This is a genomic window from Methylobacterium sp. 77 (assembly GCF_000372825.1).
GTDB lineage: Bacteria > Pseudomonadota > Alphaproteobacteria > Rhizobiales > Beijerinckiaceae > Methylobacterium.
This window is the reverse complement of record NZ_KB910516.1, coordinates 218,011-238,973: the sequence shown is the minus strand read 5'-3', so window position 1 is coordinate 238,973 and position 20,963 is coordinate 218,011. Positions and strand designations below refer to the sequence as shown.

The following is a 20,963-nucleotide window of genomic DNA, read 5'->3' as shown; positions in this document are numbered from 1 at the left end:
GCTAGACCGGCTGCACCGGAAAGGTCTCGGTCGGCGCCACGAACTCGTCCTGCGCGTCGACGGTGAGTATCTCGCGCGAGCCGGCCTCCGCTGTACGGCGGAGAAGCCCATAAATCGATGCACCGGCCATCCCGAGGGCGAGAGCCGCCGAGCCGGTACGGGCATAGTGGACGAGGAACAGGGCAGCGATGGCATCGCCGGCGCCGTTCACGTTCAGGCTGAGGCGCGGCGTACGAAGGCGCCAGAACTGGCCACCTTCCCCCGCCATCAGATCGATGGAATCGGACGGTGTGTCCTCGGTGACGAGGGAAGTCACCAACACGACGCGTGGGCCCATGGCCTGGATCACGGCCAACGCCGCCTTGGCTTCGCCCAGGGTGCCGGTGGGCAGGCCGGAAAGGAAATTCAGCTCGAACTGGTTCGGGGTCACGATGTCGGCGGCGGGCAACGCCTGGTCACGCATGAATTCGGGGATGCCGGGCCGGACATAGATGCCCCGGTCGGTGTCGCCCATCACAGGGTCGCAGCAATACAGCGCTTTCGGATTAGCAGTGCGCACCGCCGTCACGGCACGCACAATGGCGGTACCGATATCGGCCGAGCCCATATAGCCGGAGAGCACGCCGTCGCATTGTCCGAGCACGCCGCGCTCGGAAATGCCGAGCACGAGATCCTCGATCATCGGACCGTCGAAAACCCGGCCGCGCCAAGCTCCGTAGCCGGTATGGTTGGAGAACTGTACCGTATGGATCGGCCAGACCTCGACGCCGAGCCGCTGCATCGGGAAAACGGCCGAGGCATTGCCCACATGTCCGAAGGCGACGTGCGACTGGATCGAGAGGACTTTCATCGGCAGGTCCAGCCTTGCTTCGACGGGTGCGGGCGCGATGGGCGGCGTGGTAGCCGGTTTTATCCGACAGTGCATCCGCGGCCGGTGCAGGCCCTCCCTGTGACGCGGTTCACGCTTGCCGCAGCAACTCCCTTCCCGCACATCGGGCGCGACAGGTGAGGATTTCCATGGATTTCGAGGCGCTGAAGACCACGACGCTCGCCTTCGTAGAGGCGCACAAGGAATGGGCGCCGTTCATCGTCGGGCTGCTCGCCTTCTGCGAATCGCTCGCTTTCCTGTCGATCCTGGTGCCGGCGACGGTGCTGTTGGTCGCGATCGGTGCGCTGATCGGCGCGAGCGGTATCCCGTTCTGGCCGATCGTCATCGGTGGCGGCATCGGCGCCGGGCTTGGCGACTGGGTAAGCTACGAGATCGGCCGGTACTTCCAGCACGGCGCCAAGACCATCTGGCCGATGAGCCGGTATCCGCAGATGGTGGAGAAAGGCGAGGATTTCTGCCGTCGCTATGGCGCATGGGGCATCGTCATCGGCCGGTTCATCGGCCCTGCCCGCGCGGTGGTACCGCTGATCGCCGGCATCTTCGAGGTGGCCCGCCTGCCATTCCAGTTGGCGAACTGGAGCTCGGCCTTTGTCTGGGCCTTCGTTTGGCTGGCGCCGGGAGCGGGCGTCATCAGCTTCTTCAAGTCTTGACGCGGCATGCGCCGGTTTCCGCCTGAACGCATCGTCTGCCTCACCGAGGAGACCGTCGAAACCCTCTACCTGCTGGGCGAGGAGGACAGGATCGTCGGTGTGTCCGGATACGCCGTGCGCCCTGCCCGCGTGCGCAAGGAAAAGCCCCGGGTGTCGGCCTTCACCAGTGCCGACATGCCGAAAATTCCCGATCTGGAGCCGGATCTCGTCCTCGCCTTCTCCGATATGCAGGCGGAGATCGTCGCCGATCTCGCTCGCGCCGGCATCTCCGTCCACCTGTTCAACCAGCGCGATGTCGCCGGTTGCCTTGCCATGATCCGCACCGTGGGCGCACTCGTCGGCGCGAGCGAGAGGGCCGATTCTCTCGCGCAGGGCTATGCCCATCACCTCGGCGCGGTGGCCCTCAACACGGCAGGACCGCCCCGGCTGAAGGTCTATTTCGAGGAATGGGACGACGCGATGATCTCCGGGATCGGCTGGGTCTCGGAACTCATCGGTTACGCCGGCGGCGACGACGTATTCCCACACCTTGCCCGGCAAGCCGCAGCGAAGGACAGGATCGTCACCTCCGAACAGGTGATCGCGGCACGGCCCGACGTCATCCTGGCCTCATGGTGCGGCAAGCGGGTGAATGTAGCGCGCATCCGTGAGCGACCCGGCTGGGATGCGATCCCTGCTGTGGCTGCGGGGCGCATCCACGAAATCAAATCTCCGCTGATCCTGCAGCCCGGACCGGCAGCACTGACCGACGGTTTCGAGGCGATCTGCAAGGTCCTGGCGGAAGCGCATGCTGCCGCAGGTGACAAGAGCGAGCCGACCTGATTCCCTAAGCCTCTATTCGATTCGACACCGCACCGCCGCGAAGCGAAGCCATGTCCGCAGCCCTCGCCCATATCGTCCTGCCGCCCGACCGCCGGCAATCGGCGACCGCGCTCCACGTCCAACGCGGTGTGCGCCGGCTCTTTGCCGCTCTCGACCATGTGACGATCCCGGAATTCTCGCTCGCCAACGGCAGGCGGGCGGATGTCATCGCCCTCTGCCCGGCAGGTCGCCTCACCATCGTCGAGATCAAGTCCAGCGTCGCGGACTTCCGGGCCGATAAGAAATGGCCGGATTACCGTGATTATTGCGACCGCTTCTACTTCGCCGTACCGGACACCCTACCCGAGGGGCTGATCCCGGAGGAGGCCGGGCTGATCGTCGCCGACGCGTTCAGCGCCGCGATCTTGCGTGAGCCGGCCGACCACCTTCTGAGTGGCGCCCGTCGCAAGGCGGTGACGCTGAAATTCGCTCACAACGCAGCACGACGTCTGCATGCGCTCGCCGATCCGGGAATGGTACGTGAGGGGACGATCTAGGCGCCCAAGGCCCCGGCCGCCAGCGACGTTCATTGCGGGCGCTCGATCCTCCCCTCAAGCTGTAGGAATCGCGCGCTTCAACGGGACGTGACCGGAGAATTTCCGGTCAATTCGCGACGATCAGGAGCTTCGGTTTTCTGACAGGATCCGACTTCCTCATCTCGTCGTCGCATCCGCGAGCAGTTAGGCTTCAGTGCCCGCTGCGCCGTGCCGACACCAAGGCCAAAGCCGCCAGATCCTTATCGCCGTCCCCGTGACTGACGGCGTCGAGGAGATTGTCGCGGAGCACGCTCGCGAAGGGCATCGGCACGCCGACCTGACCAGATGCTGCGAGTGCAAGGCCGATATCCTTCAGACCGAGCCTCAGCCCGAAACCCGGTGGCTCGTAGAGGCCGGCTGCGATGGAGGCGCCATAGCCCTTGTAGACCGGCGAGGCGAAAAGGGTGCTGGTGAGAAGATCGAGGAGGTCGGCGCCGGCCACGCCGTGTCCTTCGGCAAAGGCGGCCGCCTCGCCCATCGCCTCGATCGCCGCCACAAGCATGAAGTTGCCGGCAAGCTTCACGGCGTTGGCCCTATGCGGCTCCGTTCCGAACGACCATGTCTTCGAGCCCATGGCATCGAGGAGCGGCTGCGCCTTCTCGATGATTATCGGATTTCCGGCGACGACGATGTTGAGCGCGCCGTTCTGCGCTACGTCCGGCCGGCCGAAGACGGGAGCGGCGATGTAGGGCACGCCCGCCCGTTCGTGGATCGCGGCGAGTTCCTGCGCGAGCGCGACCGAGATCGTGCTCATGCTGAGATGCAAGCCGGGCCGCGTGGCGGATTCGAGGAGGCCGCCCTCGACGATGACCGAACGCAGTGCCGCATCGTCGGCGAGCATGGTGATCACGGCATCCCCGGAGAAGGCTTCGACTGCGCTCGATACGAGCGTGACGCCGTCGAGTCCGTCTGCCGCCGATGCAGTTCGGTTCCACACCCTCACCTGGTGGCCGGCCCTGACGAGGCTCTGCACCATTCCCCGCCCCATCCGTCCCAACCCGATCACGCCGACATCCATCGTGTCACTCCCTGTTTTCACGGTTCAGTGGCCGTTGAGGAAATCGAGCATCGCTGCGTTGAAACGGTCGGTCGCCTCCATGTGGACGAGGTGGCCGATCCCATCGAACACCACGGCGCGTCCATCCGGCATTCGCGCGGATAAAGCCTTGGCGTGATTGGCATTGTCGCCCATGCTGGCACGAAGGTTTTCGGGTGCGAACGGTTTGCCGGGCGCGTTGTGGTCGTTGCCGCCCATCACGAAAAGGGCTGGCACACGGATCAGCGGAATCTCGTGCACCACCGGTTGCCCCCAAATGACCTGATAGGAATTGACGAAGGCCTGGAGCCAGCGTGGGTACTCGCCCGAGCCTTTCACCCGCTCGCGGATCGAGACGAAGGGCTCGATCGACGAGGACGGAATCGACAGGGCGTAGTTTGTCATCAATTGGCGCCGATACACGTCCGCCGTGACGTCCCCCTCGATCCGGAGCAGCGTCGCGTTCGATACCGGCGGGACGGTGGAGCGATAATCCTCGAGCCCGATCGGCGCCTCAAGAACGAGGCTGTTCACGCGGTCCGGCGCATTACGGGCGAGCCGGACGGCCAACATCCCACCCATGGAATGAGCCACCACATCGACACGCGGCAGGTTGAGCGAGTCGAGCAAAGCCACCGTCTCGGCTGCCATGACATCGAAGCTGAATGGCCCTACCGGTTTCGATGATTTTCCGAAGCCGAGCTGGTCGGGGACGATCACCCGGTATCCCGCATCCGCCAAAGCAGCGATGACCGGCTCCCAATAGCTCGACGGAAAGTTACGGCCATGGAGCAGGAGAACGGTTCGGCCGTTGGCAGAGCCCGTCGGCACCACGTCCATATAGGCGAGGCGCTGGCGTTCGTTGTCCCGAGTGAGGTCGAGGAACCAGACAGGATGAGGGTAGGCGAAGCCTTCGAGCCCTATCCCGATTGGGCTGGTATCATCGGCGCGCGTGACGGCGGGGGAGAACGCGAGCAGGCCTCCGAGCAAGAGTGTCGCCAAGCGCATGAGAAACCCTTCGACTAGGACGCATGGATGGATCAGGTCATCGACGGGTGACATAGGGCACTTGCCGAAGCGAGCAGCGATCGTCCACGGCTCTGTGCGATGACGCACGAGGCAATTCCTCCTGACGGCGGTCAGATCGAGCCGGCCGCCGCGGCGAAACCGATGGACGGCCTGCCGGTCCGCGAACGGATGCTGGCGCTCCTTGCCATCGGGCTCGCCATGACGATGGCGGTGCTCGATGGGGCGATCGTCAATGTCGCCCTGCCGGCTATGGCCAGGGATCTGGGGGTGACCCCGGCCTCGGCGATTTTCGTGGTCAACGGCTTCCAGATCGCGGTGACTGCGTCCCTGCTGCCCCTCGCTTCCCTCGGCGACATCATCGGCTACCGGAAAATCTACCTGGGCGGCCTCGTGCTGTTCACCGCGGCCTCCCTCGCCTGCGCATTGTCGACATCGCTGAACGGGCTCATTGCCGCGCGGATCGCTCAAGGACTCGGAGCCGCGGGCATCATGAGCGTGAACATCGCCCTCGTGCGATTCATCTATCCGCACCGCATGATCGGCCGGGGGGTGGGCAACGTCGCCCTCATCGTTGCGATGGCCTCGGCGACCGGCCCTACCGTGGCCGCCGCGATCCTCTCGGTCGCGACATGGCCATGGCTGTTCCTGGTGAACCTGCCCGTGGGCCTCGTCGCCCTGGCGGTCGCCGCACGGACCCTGCCGGTGACACCGGTGAGCGGAGCGCGCTTCGACGTGCCGAGCGCGATCCTCAACGCGCTTACCTTCGGCCTTCTCATCATCGGGCTCGACGGCATCGGGGAGGCGAGCGGACGTTGGCTGGCCGTGGCCGAAATCGCTGCCGGCCTCACCGTCGGCACGGTTTTCGTCATCTATCAGTCGCGCCTGGCCTCGCCGCTCCTGCCGGTGGACCTCCTGCGCATTCCCGCCTTCGCCCTGTCGATGGCGACATCCATCGCCTCGTTCGGCGCGCAGATGATGGCCTATGTCGCCCTGCCGTTCTATTTTCAGGACGCGCTTCACCTATCCGCTACCGAGACCGGCTTCCTGATGACGCCATGGCCGATCGCCATCGCGATCATGGCGCCGATCTCGGGGCGGCTCGCCGATCGCTATGCGCCCGGAATCCTAGGTGGCATCGGCCTTGCCCTCATGTCCGCCGGTCTCGCTAGCCTGGCATTGCTGCCAGCCGTGCCGACGCTCGTCGATATTGCCTGGAGGCTGACCCTGTGCGGCCTCGGCTTCGGATTATTCCAGTCGCCGAACAACAAGGTCATCGTCACCAGCGCGCCGAGGTCGCGAAGTGGAGGCGCCAGCGGCATGCAATCGACCGCACGGCTGACAGGACAATCTCTCGGAGCAGCCCTCGTCGCCGTGATCTTCGGGCTGACCCATGCCAACGGCACAGCTTTCTCCATCGGCGTCGCTTTGTGGTGCGCCTGCGCCATGGCAGCGACCGGAGCCGTCTCCAGCGTCATGCGGCGCCAGACGGGCGGGTAGACCGCCTCGAAAGGTGCGGCAGGCGGACGTTAGCCCTGCCCCATCCCGGCCGTCGTCTCGTAGGAGCGGCGACCGAGGACGACACTCATGGACATGTATGGGCAGGGCCGAATTGCGCTTGGGGCGGCGCCATCCGCGGCCTCGCCGAAATGGGCCCTGCCCCGCCGTCAACGGCCGCGCATCTGACGGATTCGGAATGCGATCACGCGCGTAAAGCAGCAGACCGGCACGACCGGATTCATCGCTGCGGCGAGCGTGGCAGAGAAAGGAATGTACGGCCTGTGCACCGTTGACAGCTTGATCAACAATACAGGCGTTTTCGACCCGGCATGGTCGAGGCTGGTCGGAAACGTATCGCCTCTATGTCGAGTCAGGCGGCGCTGAACATCCTCATGGAATCGATCCATCGCGGGATGACGGGTCCGCCCAACTCGCCGCCTTGCATGGTTTGGCCGAGCCTGTTTGCGGTAGTGCATTCATTGCGAACAGGGTGTTGTCCGGGCCCACCCTGTGGAACGCGGTTTTGGATTTCCTGGCGCAGAGAGCGAAGGATGCCGGCGAGGTCGATCCCGATGCTCTCGGGCAAGATCTCGTCGCCGAACACCGGCCAACGTCACTCATCCTCGCCTATCGACGATGGCTTGTGCCCACGATCTCGCGGCAAGCGCATCCGGCGGAGGGGCTCTTTGCGTCGGTGGGCGGAGTGATGCGCGACGACGCGCAAGATTCGCTCAAGCCGGACGGCATTATCTCATTGCGCTGTCCGAAAAACTGGCCCGGCGCCATCCGAGCACCGGGCCGGATGGCATTCAGGCCGACTTCAGATGCGCAGCGAGATGCTTGTTCATTTCGAACATCGTGCACTTGTCCTTGCCGAAGACCTTCTTCAGCTTGTCGTCGGCCAGAATCTCGCGTTTGTTTTCGGGATTCTGGAGATTGTGCTTCTTGATGTACTCCCAGACCTTGCTGACCACTTCTCCGCGCGGAAGCGCTGCGGCGCCGACGACGGCTGCGAGCTCCTCGGAGGGCTTCAGCGGCTGCTGGAGAGCGTTGGGCTTGGCGGCGCCTTCGGTCTTCGGGGCAGCGGTCTTCTTGGCGGCTGCCGGTTTGTCGGCGGCCTTCGTGGTGGTCTTGGTTGCCATCAGTTCCTCCGGATTTTGGCTTTGTGGGCCATCACGTCCACGGCCCATGGCCTCGGAGCGCATAGCTGCAACAACTAAGCGGTGCTGAGAGCGTTCCAAGAGGGAAACACGTAGTCCGACCACCCATCCACAGAAGCAAGGAGGATAGCGGGGATGAAGCCACCCCCCGTCACTCGATCATCCGAACTCGCAACAGGGTAGATTCGACCTCCGCCAGCACGCGAGTCTGCCGTCATCGGTGATGCAAACCACTGCGCGATACGATTGCCACGTTTTGGAGGGAATGCGGAAAAGCCTTTTTGTATCAGTATCTTAAAATGACGCCGCCGGCTGCCACGGCACAAATGCGCCGTCGGCAGGTAGATGAAGGCCATGCGATCCAAGTCGTGGGAAACAAACGGGCATTCGTCGATCGAGCACCAAATCAAAAAGGCAGAACCTGCCGCACGGCCGGACCATCAGATTTTTTTCGGCCGTCCTGCCCCTCGGCCGCTGACCGTGGGCGATGGTGAGTGATTCACTCGAACAGCGGCAACGTTCCCTTAAGCGCGATGAGCAACTGTATGGGTATGATCATCGCAGTCGCTGTCCTCTCCATCATCGCTTCAGGCGTGCTCCTTGCTGGTCTTGCTGGCCTCTTGGTGGCCGAAGGCCGGGTCGTGTCCGACATACGCGGCGGCGATCTGATCTGAGCCGAGGCAATTCCGGCTCTCTCCACCGAGAAAGAGAGTCCGTCGCGCATGAGTCATCGACGGGTTGGAATGCCCGTGGCTTGGCGCGACTGACGGCTGACGTTGCCGATTGTCTCTAGAATTTCCCGCCGAGACCGACGCTCCCGCCCGACCCCATCTGCGGTGCAAGACCACCTGAACTCGACCGGCTGGTCGTATCGCCTTCGATATCCTCGCGTCGGATGCGCCGCTCAGCTTCCGCCTGAGCACGCGTCTGGCCGCCGGCCGATTTCGGAAGATCGAGCCGCCGCGTCGGCGACGTCTGCAGGGGAACGCCATCGGGATCCACTTCAGCGGCGCGCGCGCGTGCAGCACCGGGGATCGCGCTGCGCATGGACGGCGGAGGTCCCACCTCGCTCTCGGGCATGACGCCAGCGCTGCCGCCCAAGGCCTGACAGCCGCCCAAGGCCGCAGCAACGAGCGCGACAGCGCTGGCGTTCGACAGAATACGCATCGACTGAATCCTCAAAAGTATCCCACCACGGTTCATGGGGTGGTCCGGCATGATTGGGCGCATCTCTACGATGCACAAAAGGCGAAAACCAGACGATCGCAGTGCTTTCGCCACACCTCTCGCCCCCGCGCGTCGGAAAAATTCAGCGCCGTCGTCCGACCGATCGCCTAGACACCCTCTTCGGTCCACGTCACCATGTCGTCGACGGTCCGGTTCTTGCCAATTCGACTTTTCGCTGGCCGCTCCACCGCCGATCGGCCCTCCTTCATCCACAACTTCGCCTTGGTCCACCCTCATACGCCGTCCATCCCATGGCAGATGGGAACCCGCCGGAACGGCCAAGATTGAGCAAGGGCCGGCGAGATGCTTCTTCGGGGAACGCACGTGTTCAGAACTGTCCGGATGATCGCCGCAGCGTCGATCACCCTTTGGGCCGCAGCTGCTGCAGCCGAGGGTAACACCCCGGTCGATGCACCAGCGAGTGAAGCGACGCCGGTTGCTCCTGCGCCGCCGCCCCAGTCCAGTCCTGTGCCGCAGCCAGCAGCGCCTGTACCGCCTGTCGCGTCTCCCCAGACCGTAGCTCCGGTCCCACCCTCGGCGATCGCTCCCGTGCCAGCGACAGGCACGCCGGCGACTGTCCTCGATACGCAGGATTATGAGGGAGTGCTCGGCAAGGCCGTACGCAGCTCGACCGGCGAAGATATGGGCCGAATCATCGACATAATCCTCGACAAGGATGGACGCCCACGTGCGGCGATCATCGACTTCGGAGGCTTCCTCGGCGTCGGCTCCCGCAAGATCGCCGTCGATTGGCGCTCCATGCGCTTCGCTCCCGATGGAAAGCCGAGCCGGCTCGTCCTTCAATTGAGCCGGAACCAGGTGCGAGTCTCACCGGAATACAAGCCGGGGGACCCCATCGTGGTGCTGGGCCCGGCGAGCCCAAGCGTACCCCCCGACGGCGATCAGGCTGCGGCTCCCGCGCCGGCCCAAATTCCCGCGCCTGCTCAAGTTCCCACAGTGCCACAGCCCGGCTCGAGCTCCGCTGCTTCGCCCGACAAACCGGCTGAAAAAACGCCGGACAAATGACGGCACCCCGCCCGCAGCACCGACGCGTCATCAGGCCCCGTGAATTACCGCGGTCGGAATTCCGGCCGCGTGGGGCTCCGAGGCGCGAGGCATACACCGAGATGCCTGGAGAGGTTCCGACCGACATGCCGGCCGTTTCGGTCAGGAGCCGGCGGGGGCTCGATGCTTTCGCGTTCTTCGTGGCGAACCTTCAGACCGGCTTCGGCCCGTTCCTCGCCGTGTATTTCACGCAGGCGCAATGGACGCAGTCCGATATCGGTTTCGCGCTCACGATCGGTAGCCTCGTCAGCCTGCTCGGTCAGGTACCGGGCGGTGCTTTCGTCGATGCCGTCCGATCTCGGCGTTTCGCGGCCGGACTCTCGGTCGTAGCGATTTCGCTCAGTGCCTTCGCCCTCGCCATGTGGCCGAGCTTCCTCATCGTCCTACTCGCCATGGCGGCGCATTCCGCCGCGAGTTGCATCCTGACGCCGGCCATCGCCGCAATCAGCATAGGCCTCGTCGGCCACAATCGAGCTGGCGAACGGCTCGGGCGCAACGCCAGCTTTTCCGCCCTTGGTAATGCCGTGGCGGCCGCGCTGATGGGTGCCTGCGGCTATTACCTGTCGAACGACGCAGTGTTCTATCTCACCGCGTTCCTGATGGTGCCGACCCTGATCGCGCTCTCGTTCATCCGCCCCGGCGCGACGCCATCACAGGCACGCCGATCCGAGGAAGGGGCTCCCCGTCCGAAGGAGAACGCTCTCAAGGCCATCCTCACCAACCGCGCCCTGCTGTGCTTTGCCGCCTGCATGACCCTGTTCTTCCTCGCCAACGCGGCCATGCTGCCGCTGGTGGGCAGCATGCTCACCCTTCGCGCCAGCGAAACCGCCACGGCTCTCATCGCTGCCTGTATCGTGGTGCCTCAAGTCGTCCTGGCCATTTCCGGTCCCGCTGTCGGACGGGCGGCCGAAAGATGGGGCCGTCGCCCACTTCTGCTCATCGGGTTTGCGGCCTTGCCGATCCGCGGTCTGCTCTTCGCCTATACCGACAGTCCCGAACTCCTCGTCGCGATTCAGGTCTTCGACGGCATCTCGGCGGCCGTGTTCGGCGTCATGGTTCCCCTCGTTGTCTCGGACGTCACCCGGGGTACCGGCCGTTTCAATCTCGCACTCGGTGCCGTCGGGACCGCCATGGGCATCGGTGCCGCTTTGTCGACCTCACTGGCCGGTGTGATGGCCGATCATCTTGGCAGTCACAGCGCTTTCCTCGGGCTCGCGATCGTCGGGCTTGCGGGCTTCGCCTTGCTCGCCCTGATCATGCCCGAGACACGTCCCGTCGAGCCGGTCTGAAGGGGAAAGCGGCACCGAATTCGCTTGCCGATCAACGCCCGTTCAGGTTTTCTCGCTATAATGGCCGAAGCTTGACGGCAGCCTGCAACGCATGGACGAGATTTGCGTTGCGACCTATGTGATCACGGTTTCGTGCAGCCTGCTTGCAGGATTCGTCAGCATCCGACAGATAAGAATGAGCACCGGGATGGTCACCCAGATGGAAGACCTCTGCGTCTACGCCGACAGGCCCTTCGCCTTCGTGAGCCGTTATCTCAAGCGGCGGGCGCTGCCCCATCTGGTGATCCTCTGCGCCGTGCTTGGGGCCGTCGGTTTTTCGGTGAGCACGGATTACGCGCTGAAGGGCGTGGTCGACGCATTGAGCAAGGGCCCGAGCGCAGGCCTGATCTGGGGCGCATTGGCGATCCTCATTGCCTTCATCGCCGCCGACAACATGCTCTGGCGCGTGGCAAGCCTCGTCGGCTCCTTCACTTTCGTCGGTGTGACCGGCGACATCCGTCGCGACCTGTTCCGGCATATGACCGGCCATTCGCCGTCCTTCTTCGCGGATCGGCAGCCAGGCACGCTGGCCTCGCGCATCACGGCGACCTCGAACGCGATCTTCACGGTCGAGAACATGTTCGTCTTCAACGTGATGCCGCCTTGCGTCGCGGCTTTCGGCTCGATCCTGTATATCGGCACCGTCAGCCTCACGATGGCACTCGTCCTGTCCACCATCTTCGGCGCGGTGGTGCTGCTGATGTTCAAGATGGCGGCTGCGGGTAAGCCGCTCCACCACGATTTCGCCGCCAAGGCTGCGAGCGTCGACGGCGAAATGGTGGACCTCGTCGGCAACATGCCTCTCGTCCGTGCTTTCTCGGCGTTCAAGCGTGAGTACAAAAGATTCGACGGCACGATCGGCGTCGAGATGCGCTCTCGCCGATCCTCGCTCCTCTACCTGGAGAAGCTGCGGATCGTTCACGCGATCCTGACGGTCTTCGCCGTGCTTGGGCTGCTCTACTGGGCAATTACCATGTGGGAGGCCGGACAGGCGACGAACGGCCAGGTGGTCCTCGTCTGTACCCTGGGCATCCGCATCCTCGCAGCGACCCGCGACCTCGCTGTCGCTCTGGTGGACGCCACACAACATACGGCCCGCTTGTCCGAGGCCTTGCACACTCTGCTTCAGCCGCACGACCTGATCGACCATCCTGAGGCCATGCCGCTCTCCGGCACGGGCGCTGAGATCAGCTTCGACCACGTTGCCTTCTCCTATCCCGATGGCCGCGCCGTGTTTACGGATTTCAACGTCACGATCGAGCCCGGCCAGCGTATCGGCCTCGTCGGCAAGTCTGGCGGCGGCAAGTCGACCCTGTTCTCGCTTCTCCAGCGCTTCTACGAGGTCCAGGGCGGCAAGATCCTGCTCAACGGCCAGGACATCAACCGTGTTACGCAGGAATCACTGCGCGAGGCCATTACGGTCGTGCCGCAGGATGTCTCGATGTTCCACCGGACATTGCGTGAGAACATCCGCTACGGCCGGCCGGACGCATCTGACGAGGATGTCTGGAAAGCGGCCGCTGCCGCCCACTGCACCGACTTCATCGAAGCGTTGCCGGAAGGTTTTGACACCATCGTGGGTGACCGGGGCGTGAAGCTGTCAGGCGGCCAGCGTCAGCGCATCGCGATCGCTCGCGCCATCCTGAAGGATTCGCCGATACTCCTCCTCGACGAGGCGACGTCGGCCCTCGACGCGGAATCCGAAGAAGCGATCCGCCACGCCCTCGCCAATCTGATGAAGGGCCGCACGGTCATCGCCATCGCGCATCGTCTCTCGACGTTGAAGGATTTCGACCGGATCGTGGTCTTGCAAGGCGGTCGCGTCATCCAGGACGGCTCGCCGGACAAGCTGACCCATCTCGACGGTTTCTACCGGGAGCTGATGAAGAAGGAATCGATGTCCCTCGCCCTCGCTGCCGCTTAAACGGATCAGGCCGTCGGCGATATCTTGGATCGCTTGACTGCCGGGATGATCGCCGCCGCGCGATAGAGCTTGCGGAACGAGAGAGCCTCTTCTGCGAGTCACAGCGGTGTATGGGGGAAGCATTCGGAATAGCTTCCCGTAGCTTCCCTTGAATCTCTCGCGCCGCCTCGGCAAGCTGCCACCCATCCATGGCGCAGGACATTGACCCGTGCGCCGCTCCGAGAATGGTGAGTGCAACTTCAGCGCTGACTTGCCTCGCTACAATCTTGAGAACGACGCAGCAGCTTCGGAGGGCAACGGCGAACGACCAATCGGGTTGGGAATGGCTCCCACGACGTCCGGCAGCTGAAGGCTGATACGCCTCGCTGATCAAGGCGTCCTATGGATCTACTCGACGACCAGCTTGTAGCTTTGCCCCGGACGTATGACGGCGCCCCGTTCCAGTTCGTTGAGCACGAGGAACCTGTCCAGCGGACGATCCGACACGACCATTCGCCGTGCCAACTCGTCTGCCGTATCGGTCGGCCCGGCGGTCACGACCTGGATGTGGAGCGGGCGAAGCGCTCTGACTTCGTCGGGACCGACACCGGACAGGCTCTCAGTCCATCTCCGGAACGCACCATCGGGATCGGTGCTGCCCTTTGCCGCCATGATCATGCGGAAAGTGGTCTCACCGACACGGATGGCCGCAAGGCGGAAGGTCCAGTCCTTGCCCCGCGACTGCGCGGTCACCGCGGAATTGCCGGCGATCATGCGGTTCTCGATCGAACCCGCCTCGATCACGTCGCTCCAAGTGGCGCGCAGCACATCCTCCAGGCTTTGGCCGACATGGCTTTCGACCTGATCGAACAACAGCCTTCGGCTGCCTTCGCCGGTCGCTCCGAGCACCGCATTGCGGGTGTTCTCGATCGTGAACCCCTCCGGCACCTCGAAGGCGATGCCGAGGCCCGGATGAAGGAAACGGCGGCCCTTGACGATCCCGTCTCCGGGATTGTCGCCATAGGCGATCCCATCGATCGCGGCGAGATAGCGGGCACGTTCGTCGACCCCGAGGCCGGGCGCCCCGATGAGCCGCGCGGCACGCGTGACGAGGGTAATGCGTTCGGTGGTGCCGGGATGGGTGGCGAGCATGTCCGGCTCGCCGGCCATGCCGGTCCCGGTCTTCATGTTGGTGGTGCGGTTCAGCGAGTTGAGGAAACGCCCTGCCCCGAACGGATCGTAACCTGCCCGTGCCAGGGTCCGTACACCGATCCCATCGGCTTCGAGTTCCTGATCGCGGGAGAAGCGGGCGAGCGCGAATTTCGATTGGTTCTGCAGCTGTGCGCCGGTGGTCGGATCGTTGAGCACGTCGGCCACCACCTTGCTCACCAACTGCGAGCGCAGGGCGAGTTCGGTCCGCGCCGTGGCATGGCGCAAGGTGACGTGGGCAATCTCGTGAGCCAGCACGGCCGCGATCTCGGACGTGTCGCTGGCGAGCGCCAGGAGGCCCCTCGTCACGTAGAGGCGGCCATTGGGAAGGGCGAATGCATTGATGACGGGGGAATCGAGAAGCGTGACCGCATAAGTCTCCTCGGGCCGGTCGGTCGCCTTGACCAGACGGTCAGTCACCTCGGTCAGCAGGCGAAGCGCCGTGGGCGAGCGATATTCACCGCCGAAAGAGGCAACGAGCTTCGCATGATCGGCATCCGACGCCGTCCGCTCCCGACCGGTGGTTCGTGGAGCCTCGGCAGGAACCTTGATCGCCGCAGGTTGCAGCACTGCGCCGGTCTGGTCGGCACCGCAGCCCGCGAGCAGCAGAAGCATGAGCGATGACGAGAGCAGCCCGCTACGGCCAACCCAGGATCCGCGATGTTGTGTCTGCCCCCCGCTCATGCCGTTCAACGCCGAAGCGCCCGCTCCTCATCCAGAAGTTCGATCATGTCCGCGCTCGCGATGTCGAGGGTGGGACCGCGCCACAACTCGACGACACCACGGACCCGAACGAGCCGCCCCCGCAGCGTTGCCGCACTCAGACCACGTTCGCGCAACTGGCGCCAAGTGCGTTTCGACACGGTTACCGTCAAGCCGTCTTCGCCTCGTTTCGTGAAATTGAGGTAGGTCCGAGCAGAGCGCTCGCCGACGTTCAGAACCCGGCCCTGTGCCACGACGAAACGCCCGGTCGCCTCGCGCAGAGCGGCGGCGTCACGGCTCTCTCGAACACCTGAGCGCCACAGCCCCCGATCCGCCATGCGCGCCGCCGATTCCAAGCTCATCAAAGCCGGTCGGCAGAGTGCATCGCGTTCCCCTGCATCGGCATAAACGAGCCCCTCGCCTATGAGTCCACCGGCGAGATCGATCGCCTCATCCACCACCGCCGCATCCACATGCGCACGCCCCCAGCGATCCAGCTCGCCGCGCGGAAGGATGGTGAGGGTGCGGTCCCGATGCTTGAGGATCCAGGCACGCACTGCGGCGTCATCCTCCACCGGCCACCGTATCCCGTCGAGGACGGCCCGGACGCCCGATGCCAGTAGCATCTCACCGCGCTCTCCCACCGCAGCGAGCGAGTCCTGGCGCATCGAGCCGGTCCGGCATTCGGGCACAGCGGAACTCGTCGCCTCGGCAAATCCCGTCGCAGAGAGTCCCGACGCGGCGAAGAGGAGCGCCGAGCTCACCACCTTCATCACCCGTCCGGCACGCCGACCCATCATCACGCGCTGTCTTCTCCGCTTGACCGATTCCGAACCGGAGCGACCGAGCGGCATTGTGGAGCGTCGCATTGCAGCAAAACAAGGAAGCAGGGAGGAGCGACGGGACGTTTACCCCCGGCTGCGGCCGGTGAGCCACACCGCTGGAACTCTTCAGACCCATCGTTCTCGGGGCACGTTCGCTCGATAGCGGCCGTCCCTTGATCACCGCCATGGCTGTACCCAGCTATCGGAAATCGGTTGCGGGCCCCTCTGGCGGATGAGCGTCTACGCTTTCCGTGATGTCGGAGCCGATGCTTTCCTGCGTCACGCAAAGCATCGACGGTCCCACATGGTCGACTTTCTGTTCATCGAATGGCTCGGTAAGCCGCTATGGATGTGGCTGGGGTTTCATGCCCTGGTCGCAGGCCTTCTCGCATTCGATTTGGGGCTGCTGCATCGGGACAAGGACCACGAGATCGGCGTCAAGGAGAGCCTGCTCCTCACGGCCTTCTATTTCAGCCTGGGCCTCGCCTTCGGCGCCTGGATCTGGTGGTATCTCGGGGCTCAGCCGGCGCAGGAATACGTGGCTGGCCTCGTCGTCGAGAAGTCGTTGTCGATGGACAACGTCTTCGTCATCGCCGTCATCCTCACCTCGCTCGGCATTCCACGCGCTGCCCAACACAGGGTGCTCGTCTGGGGTATCCTCGCGGCGGTACTGTTGCGCGGGCTGATGATCGGGCTCGGCGCTGCTCTGGTGCACCAGGCCGCCTGGGTCCTGTCGATCTTCGCCGCCTTCCTGATCTTCGCCGGCCTGAAGATGCTGTTCGGCAAAGAGGCGGAAACCGGCGACATCCAAGACAATGCGATGGTGCGGCTATTGCGCAAGGTCATGCGCATCACGCCCGAGATGCATGGCCAGCGCTTCGTGGTGCGCAAACCCGACCCTGAAACCGGCAGGAAGGTCCTCTGGTTCACCCCGTTGGCCCTCGGCCTGATCCTGGTGAACGGCGCGGACGTGATCTTCGCCGTCGATAGCGTGCCGGCCATCTTCGCGATCACCACCGATACGTTCGTGGTCTACACCTCGAACATCTTCGCGATCCTCGGCTTGCGCGCGCTCTATTTCGCACTGGCCGCCATGGTCGACCGCTTCGCCTACCTGAAGACGGCTCTGGCCTTCATTCTGATCTTCATCGGCACCAAGATCGTGGTGGCCGACACGTTTGATCTCATCCACGTGCCGCCTTGGATCTCGCTCGCAGTGACCCTGGTTCTACTGGCCGGAGGTGTCGCCTACAGCCTGTGGCGCACGCGGGACTCGGCCAGGGACGAGCGCGCGGAGGGGATTTCGCAGAGCGCATGACGACGAGGCCGAGCATCATCGAAATCGCTCACCGAGACGGGAGACCCGCCAGTAGATCCCTCAATGTCGTGATGGTGGAAGCGTCGGCGACACCGTCCACGCGCTCCTGGCGGAATCGCCGTTGAAAGGCCGTCACGACGGCCTTTGTCCGTCGATCGAAGGTTCCCGTCACCGGAACGTCGTAGCCGTAGAGCGCGAACATGGCCTGCAGCGCCTCGATCGGCTGGCCGGCATCGCCCTCTGCGAAGAAACGCCCGTCGCGGATAGGGGCTGCCGCCACGTATTGCCCGACCCCTGCCTGTGCGAGACGGGCCCAGGGAAAATGCTCACCGGGATCTTCCTTGCGCTCCGGCGCCACGTCGGAATGCGCCAGGACATGCCAGGGCGCAATGCCCCATCGGGCGACGAGATCGAGGGAGAGCGCGATCACCGCCTCGATCTGTGCGGACGGGTAAGGCGGCAAGCCGCCGACATGCCCGCCATTGACGATTTCGATGCCCAGCGAGCGGGAGTTGATGTCTCGTTCGACACCAGTCGCGGCACGGCCCCAAACGCCGGCGCCGGCATGCCAGGCGCGTCGGCCTTCGGGCACCATCTGGATCACCCGTCCGTCCTCGAGCACGACGTAATGCGCCGAGACCTCTGAGATGGGATTGGCGAGGCGCTGCAACGCGACGGTCGCATTTTCCATCCCGGTGTAATGCAGGACGAGCATGGTCGGCGGGCCTCCCCTGCGCTCGCCATGGTTGGGCGAAGGCATCACGCTGGTCGCCACCGGGCTCTCGGGCGTCGGCTTCATGCGGCTGTTCTCCCGTCGCGCCTCAGCGCGGCCTCCGCTCGGCAACGATCCGGTCATAAGCGGCATTGATGGCGGCGAGCCGTCCGGTCGCGATCGCCACCGCCTCGGGCGGCACTCCACGTGCGATTGCCCGGTCGGGGTGGTTCTCCATCACCAGCGCGCGGTGCCGGGCTTTCACCTCTGCATCGCTCGCGTCGTGGTCGAGATCGAGAACGAGGTAGGGATCGTCGGCAAGGCGGACATGTCGGGCGGCGATGCGTCGGAACGCGACGTCATCGAAACCGAAGGTCTCGGCAACCGCACGCAGATAACGCTCTTCCGCCTCGTGGATCGCACCATCGGCCTTGGCGATGTGAAACAGGCCGTCGAGAACGTCCTCCAGCAAAGCGGGTTCATCTCGAAAGGCGGTCGCCATCTGCCTGGCATAGGCTTCGAAACCAGCCGAGGTGCCTTTGGCGAGGTCGAACAGGCGCTGAACGCCGGCCCGGTCCCGTTCCTCCACCTGGATGACCTTGGCGAAGGCCTCGACCTCGGATGGCGTCACCACGCCGTCGGATTTCGCCATCTTGGCCGCGAGTGCCACGAGGCCGGTCGTGAAGACCACGTCCTTGGGCGTCGCGCCGAACAGCGCGCCCTCTCGATCCACCAGGAAGTGGCCGGCGACGCCACCGACCAATCCACCGATCGGTCCGCCGATGGCAAGTCCGATCCCCGCGCCGCCGAGCTTTCCCCAGATGCCGGTGCTCATGGTGCGCAGCCATCGTCGGGGCGGCGAGCGGTTGTAGAGTGAGAATTGGAATCGTGTCGAGGCAGCATCGTCATCGCAATTGATCGTCGTCCGGCCGCGCGCCGGAGCGCGTGGTCAAACCCGCATAGGGCAATTGCCCCCTGCCCGTCATGTCCTCTCGGCATGAATCGTCGCGACACGAAAAAAGGCCGAGGCATATGCCCCGGCCCTGATCCCGCCTTGAGACGAAACGGTGTTTCAGCGGCAGTACACGTCGCCGTAGGCGTCGCGGTAGGTGCCGTAGGGGCAGCGCGGGGCCGTGCCGGCGCCAATGATCGCACCGCTGGCGCCGCCGATGGCTGCACCGGCCAGAGCGCCGCCTGCACGACCCGTTGCAGCGCCGCCGATGGCCGCACCGGCCAGGGCACCGAGACCGGCGCCGCCAAGCGCGCGATCCTGTGGGGTGTTGCAGGCACCGAGGGAGAGGGCGAGAGCCCCGGCGAGGGTGGCGGCGATGAGCTTCTTCATGGTCCCGAGACTCCCTTGTGCGTCTTGTTTCGAGGCTTTTGGCCGTAGCGACCTTGCGCCCCTTAGCTTAGCCATTCCTTTCGTGGAATGCACTGGATAGCGAAACGGTTCCGGCCACGCTTTCCGTTCGGGTAAAAAACCCTCTAAAGATGCACGCCAGGGACCTTGGGAGGCCATCGCTGGACGCCCAAATGAATGCACGACCGTTCGAGGAAGCCATGCTGCGCGCCACCGCCATCGTCCGCAAAGCGGCCATCCGTGCCGATTCCGTCACGGACACCGTGTCTCTCGACCATGCCGGCCGCCAGGGCGCGCCCGCCATCCTGACGGGCGCTAAGGGGCTGAGCTTTACCCTTGCGCTGCAGAAACCATCTCCGGTCGACGACGGAGACGCATTTCGTCTCGAGGACGGTCGTCTGGTGACGGTTCACGCTGTGGCCGAGTCGCTGCTCGAAGTGCGTGCGGAGAACCCCGCGCGACTGATGCGGCTGTCATGGCAGCTCGGCGGCAACCATGTTTCCGCGGAGATCGGTGCCGACGTCCTCTATGTGCCGAACACCGCCGCCAATGCCGAACTCATCCGCGGCCAAGGCTGTGCCGCGACCTCGGTCACGCGCGCCTTCAAGCCCGAGCGGGAGTCCCACGACCACAGCCAGTGCGGTCACGATCATGAGCATGGCCACTCTCACGATCACGGGCATTCCCACGATCACGTCAGTTCGCATGCGCGCGATCACGCGGACCATGGCCATGCAGGCCATGACCACGGGCATGTTCATGGACCAGACTGCAAGCACGATCATTGAGCAGGTCGGCGGAAGAGGCGAGCGCGCCCGATTGAAGCCAGGCGGCGGCTACCCCATACAAGCACCATGATACCAAGCGATCTCCGTTTCTCGGTTGCGCCGATGATGGATTGGACTGACCGCTATTGCCGGTCGTTCCATCGGGTCCTCTCGCGCCGCGCCCGGCTCTATACCGAGATGGTCACCAGCAATGCCGTGATCCATGGCGACAGGGAGCGGCTTCTCGGCTTTTCCGGCGTGGAGCACCCGGTCGCCGTGCAACTTGGCGGATCGGTGCCGGCGGACCTCGCCGAGGCGGCGCGGATCGCGGAAGGCTTCGGCTACGACGAGGTCAACCTCAATGTCGGATGCCCCTCCGACCGCGTTCAGGATGGCCGCTTCGGTGCCTGCCTCATGCGCGATCCGGTCTTGGTCGGCGAGTGCATAGCCGCGATGAAGGCCGCGATCTCCGTGCCGGTCACCGTGAAATGCCGCATCGGCGTCGATGACCAGGATACCGAGGTCGCTCTGGATGCGCTGGTGGATGCGGTGGAGCAGGCAGGCGTCGACGGGCTGATCGTGCATGCCCGCAAGGCCTGGCTTCAAGGATTGTCGCCCAAGGAGAACCGGGACGTGCCGCCCCTCGATTACGGGCGCGTGGCGCGTTTGAAACAGAGGCGCCCTTCCCTGCCCATCGCCATCAACGGCGGCATCGCGACGATCGCGGAAACGCTGACACAACTCGACCATGTGGACGGGGTGATGATGGGACGAGCGGCCTATAACGATCCGTCCGTTCTCATTGAGGTGGACAGACAGGTCTTCGACGATCCTTCCCCGGTGGCGGATGCTTTCGAGGCGGTTGAAGCCTTCGCACCGACAATCGCGAA

21 protein-coding genes (1 of these 21 running past the window's edge) are annotated in these 20,963 nt (G+C 64.5%); 11 read left to right on the top strand and 10 right to left on the bottom strand.

Annotation, left to right across the window (positions count from 1 at the left end; all coding sequences use genetic code 11):
* Window position 1 precedes the first annotated feature (1 nt).
* On the bottom strand, window positions 2-850 hold the full coding sequence (pdxY, locus tag A3OK_RS0101015; RefSeq protein WP_019903070.1) for a pyridoxal kinase PdxY: 849 nt from the start codon (window positions 848-850) through the stop codon (window positions 2-4).
* A 167-nt stretch (window positions 851-1,017) separates the two neighbouring features.
* Here pdxY and A3OK_RS0101010 point away from each other — a divergent pair, with 167 nt between their 5' ends.
* From A3OK_RS0101010 to A3OK_RS0101000, 3 genes are read left to right on the top strand one after another with little or no spacing between them, the layout of a single operon-like run.
* Window positions 1,018-1,539 (top strand): DedA family protein, encoded by a 522-nt coding sequence (locus A3OK_RS0101010; protein ID WP_019903069.1) that lies wholly within the window; start codon window positions 1,018-1,020, stop codon window positions 1,537-1,539.
* 6 nt (window positions 1,540-1,545) lie between these two features.
* A complete protein-coding gene (locus tag A3OK_RS0101005; protein ID WP_019903068.1) occupies window positions 1,546-2,361 on the top strand; it encodes a cobalamin-binding protein in 816 nt (271 codons plus the stop codon).
* A gap of 50 nt (window positions 2,362-2,411) precedes the next feature.
* Window positions 2,412-2,897, top strand: a complete 486-nt coding sequence (locus A3OK_RS0101000; RefSeq protein ID WP_019903067.1) for an MmcB family DNA repair protein — start codon at window positions 2,412-2,414, stop codon at window positions 2,895-2,897.
* Between the two features lie 190 nt (window positions 2,898-3,087).
* Here the strand turns inward: A3OK_RS0101000 and A3OK_RS0100995 are convergent, their stop codons facing one another.
* On the bottom strand, window positions 3,088-3,954 hold the full coding sequence (locus tag A3OK_RS0100995; RefSeq protein WP_026596808.1) for an NAD(P)-dependent oxidoreductase: 867 nt from the start codon (window positions 3,952-3,954) through the stop codon (window positions 3,088-3,090).
* 24 nt (window positions 3,955-3,978) lie between these two features.
* Window positions 3,979-4,980, bottom strand: a complete 1,002-nt coding sequence (locus tag A3OK_RS0100990) for an alpha/beta fold hydrolase (protein ID WP_026596807.1) — start codon at window positions 4,978-4,980, stop codon at window positions 3,979-3,981.
* Window positions 4,981-5,142: 162 nt separating this feature from the next.
* Here A3OK_RS0100990 and A3OK_RS0100985 point away from each other — a divergent pair, with 162 nt between their 5' ends.
* On the top strand, window positions 5,143-6,498 hold the full coding sequence (locus A3OK_RS0100985; protein WP_036302461.1) for an MFS transporter: 1,356 nt from the start codon (window positions 5,143-5,145) through the stop codon (window positions 6,496-6,498).
* An 809-nt stretch (window positions 6,499-7,307) separates the two neighbouring features.
* On the opposite strand, the gene A3OK_RS0100975 is transcribed toward A3OK_RS0100985, so the two are convergent.
* Window positions 7,308-7,640, bottom strand: a complete 333-nt coding sequence (locus A3OK_RS0100975; protein WP_019903062.1) for an SWIB/MDM2 domain-containing protein — start codon at window positions 7,638-7,640, stop codon at window positions 7,308-7,310.
* Between the two features lie 563 nt (window positions 7,641-8,203).
* On the opposite strand from A3OK_RS0100975, the gene A3OK_RS24675 reads away from it, so the two are divergent.
* Window positions 8,204-8,332, top strand: coding sequence for a hypothetical protein (locus tag A3OK_RS24675; RefSeq protein WP_019903061.1), 129 nt, complete (start codon window positions 8,204-8,206; stop codon window positions 8,330-8,332).
* Between the two features lie 115 nt (window positions 8,333-8,447).
* Here the strand turns inward: A3OK_RS24675 and A3OK_RS0100965 are convergent, their stop codons facing one another.
* Window positions 8,448-8,825 (bottom strand): hypothetical protein, encoded by a 378-nt coding sequence (locus A3OK_RS0100965; RefSeq protein ID WP_019903060.1) that lies wholly within the window; start codon window positions 8,823-8,825, stop codon window positions 8,448-8,450.
* Window positions 8,826-9,488: 663 nt separating this feature from the next.
* On the opposite strand from A3OK_RS0100965, the gene A3OK_RS24780 reads away from it, so the two are divergent.
* The 3 genes from A3OK_RS24780 (at window position 9,489) to A3OK_RS0100950 (ending at window position 13,202) form a co-directional block, all read left to right on the top strand.
* Window positions 9,489-9,911 (top strand): PRC-barrel domain-containing protein, encoded by a 423-nt coding sequence (locus A3OK_RS24780; RefSeq protein ID WP_019903059.1) that lies wholly within the window; start codon window positions 9,489-9,491, stop codon window positions 9,909-9,911.
* Window positions 9,908-11,239, top strand: coding sequence for an MFS transporter (locus A3OK_RS0100955; protein WP_026596804.1), 1,332 nt, complete (start codon window positions 9,908-9,910; stop codon window positions 11,237-11,239). The genes A3OK_RS24780 and A3OK_RS0100955 overlap by 4 nt, the downstream gene beginning before the upstream one ends.
* A 199-nt stretch (window positions 11,240-11,438) precedes the next feature.
* Window positions 11,439-13,202, top strand: coding sequence for an ABC transporter ATP-binding protein (locus A3OK_RS0100950; RefSeq protein WP_026596803.1), 1,764 nt, complete (start codon window positions 11,439-11,441; stop codon window positions 13,200-13,202).
* Window positions 13,203-13,589: 387 nt separating this feature from the next.
* Here A3OK_RS0100950 and A3OK_RS0100945 read toward each other — a convergent pair whose 3' ends face one another.
* The gene (locus tag A3OK_RS0100945; protein ID WP_019903056.1) at window positions 13,590-15,005 is read right to left on the bottom strand and encodes a M48 family metalloprotease; all 1,416 of its coding nucleotides are present in this window, start codon (window positions 15,003-15,005) and stop codon (window positions 13,590-13,592) included.
* A gap of 74 nt (window positions 15,006-15,079) precedes the next feature.
* Window positions 15,080-15,946, bottom strand: a complete 867-nt coding sequence (locus A3OK_RS0100940; RefSeq protein WP_036302069.1) for a hypothetical protein — start codon at window positions 15,944-15,946, stop codon at window positions 15,080-15,082.
* 274 nt (window positions 15,947-16,220) lie between these two features.
* Between A3OK_RS0100940 and A3OK_RS0100935 the strand changes: the two genes are divergently transcribed.
* On the top strand, window positions 16,221-17,234 hold the full coding sequence (locus tag A3OK_RS0100935; protein WP_026596801.1) for a TerC family protein: 1,014 nt from the start codon (window positions 16,221-16,223) through the stop codon (window positions 17,232-17,234).
* Between the two features lie 28 nt (window positions 17,235-17,262).
* Here the strand turns inward: A3OK_RS0100935 and A3OK_RS0100930 are convergent, their stop codons facing one another.
* The 3 genes from A3OK_RS0100930 to A3OK_RS0100920 form a co-directional block, all read right to left on the bottom strand.
* A complete protein-coding gene (locus tag A3OK_RS0100930) occupies window positions 17,263-18,033 on the bottom strand; it encodes an N-acetylmuramoyl-L-alanine amidase (protein WP_019903053.1) in 771 nt (256 codons plus the stop codon).
* 22 nt (window positions 18,034-18,055) lie between these two features.
* A complete protein-coding gene (locus tag A3OK_RS0100925; RefSeq protein ID WP_019903052.1) occupies window positions 18,056-18,781 on the bottom strand; it encodes a TerB family tellurite resistance protein in 726 nt (241 codons plus the stop codon).
* Between the two features lie 237 nt (window positions 18,782-19,018).
* Entirely contained in the window at window positions 19,019-19,288 is a 270-nt protein-coding gene (locus A3OK_RS0100920; protein ID WP_018042474.1) for a hypothetical protein, read from the bottom strand.
* A gap of 218 nt (window positions 19,289-19,506) precedes the next feature.
* On the opposite strand from A3OK_RS0100920, the gene A3OK_RS0100915 reads away from it, so the two are divergent.
* On the top strand, window positions 19,507-20,094 hold the full coding sequence (locus A3OK_RS0100915; RefSeq protein ID WP_036302459.1) for an urease accessory protein UreE: 588 nt from the start codon (window positions 19,507-19,509) through the stop codon (window positions 20,092-20,094).
* A gap of 66 nt (window positions 20,095-20,160) precedes the next feature.
* Window positions 20,161-20,963: the 5' portion of a tRNA dihydrouridine(20/20a) synthase DusA gene (dusA, locus tag A3OK_RS0100910; protein ID WP_081631140.1), read on the top strand. It continues 202 nt past the right edge of the window; only the first 803 of its 1,005 coding nucleotides appear in the window; its start codon is at window positions 20,161-20,163; its stop codon lies off the right edge, out of view.

Coding starts and splice junctions, on each gene's coding strand:
- pdxY (WP_019903070.1), bottom strand. CDS start 850: ATGAAAGTCCTCTCGATCCAGTCGCACGTCGCCTTCGGACATGTGGGC.
- A3OK_RS0101010 (WP_019903069.1), top strand. CDS start 1,018: ATGGATTTCGAGGCGCTGAAGACCACGACGCTCGCCTTCGTAGAGGCG.
- A3OK_RS0101005 (WP_019903068.1), top strand. CDS start 1,546: ATGCGCCGGTTTCCGCCTGAACGCATCGTCTGCCTCACCGAGGAGACC.
- A3OK_RS0101000 (WP_019903067.1), top strand. CDS start 2,412: ATGTCCGCAGCCCTCGCCCATATCGTCCTGCCGCCCGACCGCCGGCAA.
- A3OK_RS0100995 (WP_026596808.1), bottom strand. CDS start 3,954: ATGGATGTCGGCGTGATCGGGTTGGGACGGATGGGGCGGGGAATGGTG.
- A3OK_RS0100990 (WP_026596807.1), bottom strand. CDS start 4,980: ATGCGCTTGGCGACACTCTTGCTCGGAGGCCTGCTCGCGTTCTCCCCC.
- A3OK_RS0100985 (WP_036302461.1), top strand. CDS start 5,143: ATGGACGGCCTGCCGGTCCGCGAACGGATGCTGGCGCTCCTTGCCATC.
- A3OK_RS0100975 (WP_019903062.1), bottom strand. CDS start 7,640: ATGGCAACCAAGACCACCACGAAGGCCGCCGACAAACCGGCAGCCGCC.
- A3OK_RS24675 (WP_019903061.1), top strand. CDS start 8,204: ATGGGTATGATCATCGCAGTCGCTGTCCTCTCCATCATCGCTTCAGGC.
- A3OK_RS0100965 (WP_019903060.1), bottom strand. CDS start 8,825: ATGCGTATTCTGTCGAACGCCAGCGCTGTCGCGCTCGTTGCTGCGGCC.
- A3OK_RS0100955 (WP_026596804.1), top strand. CDS start 9,908: ATGACGGCACCCCGCCCGCAGCACCGACGCGTCATCAGGCCCCGTGAA.
- A3OK_RS0100950 (WP_026596803.1), top strand. CDS start 11,439: ATGGAAGACCTCTGCGTCTACGCCGACAGGCCCTTCGCCTTCGTGAGC.
- A3OK_RS0100945 (WP_019903056.1), bottom strand. CDS start 15,005: ATGCTTCTGCTGCTCGCGGGCTGCGGTGCCGACCAGACCGGCGCAGTG.
- A3OK_RS0100940 (WP_036302069.1), bottom strand. CDS start 15,946: ATGCCGCTCGGTCGCTCCGGTTCGGAATCGGTCAAGCGGAGAAGACAG.
- A3OK_RS0100935 (WP_026596801.1), top strand. CDS start 16,221: ATGGTCGACTTTCTGTTCATCGAATGGCTCGGTAAGCCGCTATGGATG.
- A3OK_RS0100930 (WP_019903053.1), bottom strand. CDS start 18,033: ATGAAGCCGACGCCCGAGAGCCCGGTGGCGACCAGCGTGATGCCTTCG.
- A3OK_RS0100925 (WP_019903052.1), bottom strand. CDS start 18,781: ATGAGCACCGGCATCTGGGGAAAGCTCGGCGGCGCGGGGATCGGACTT.
- A3OK_RS0100920 (WP_018042474.1), bottom strand. CDS start 19,288: ATGAAGAAGCTCATCGCCGCCACCCTCGCCGGGGCTCTCGCCCTCTCC.
- A3OK_RS0100915 (WP_036302459.1), top strand. CDS start 19,507: ATGCTGCGCGCCACCGCCATCGTCCGCAAAGCGGCCATCCGTGCCGAT.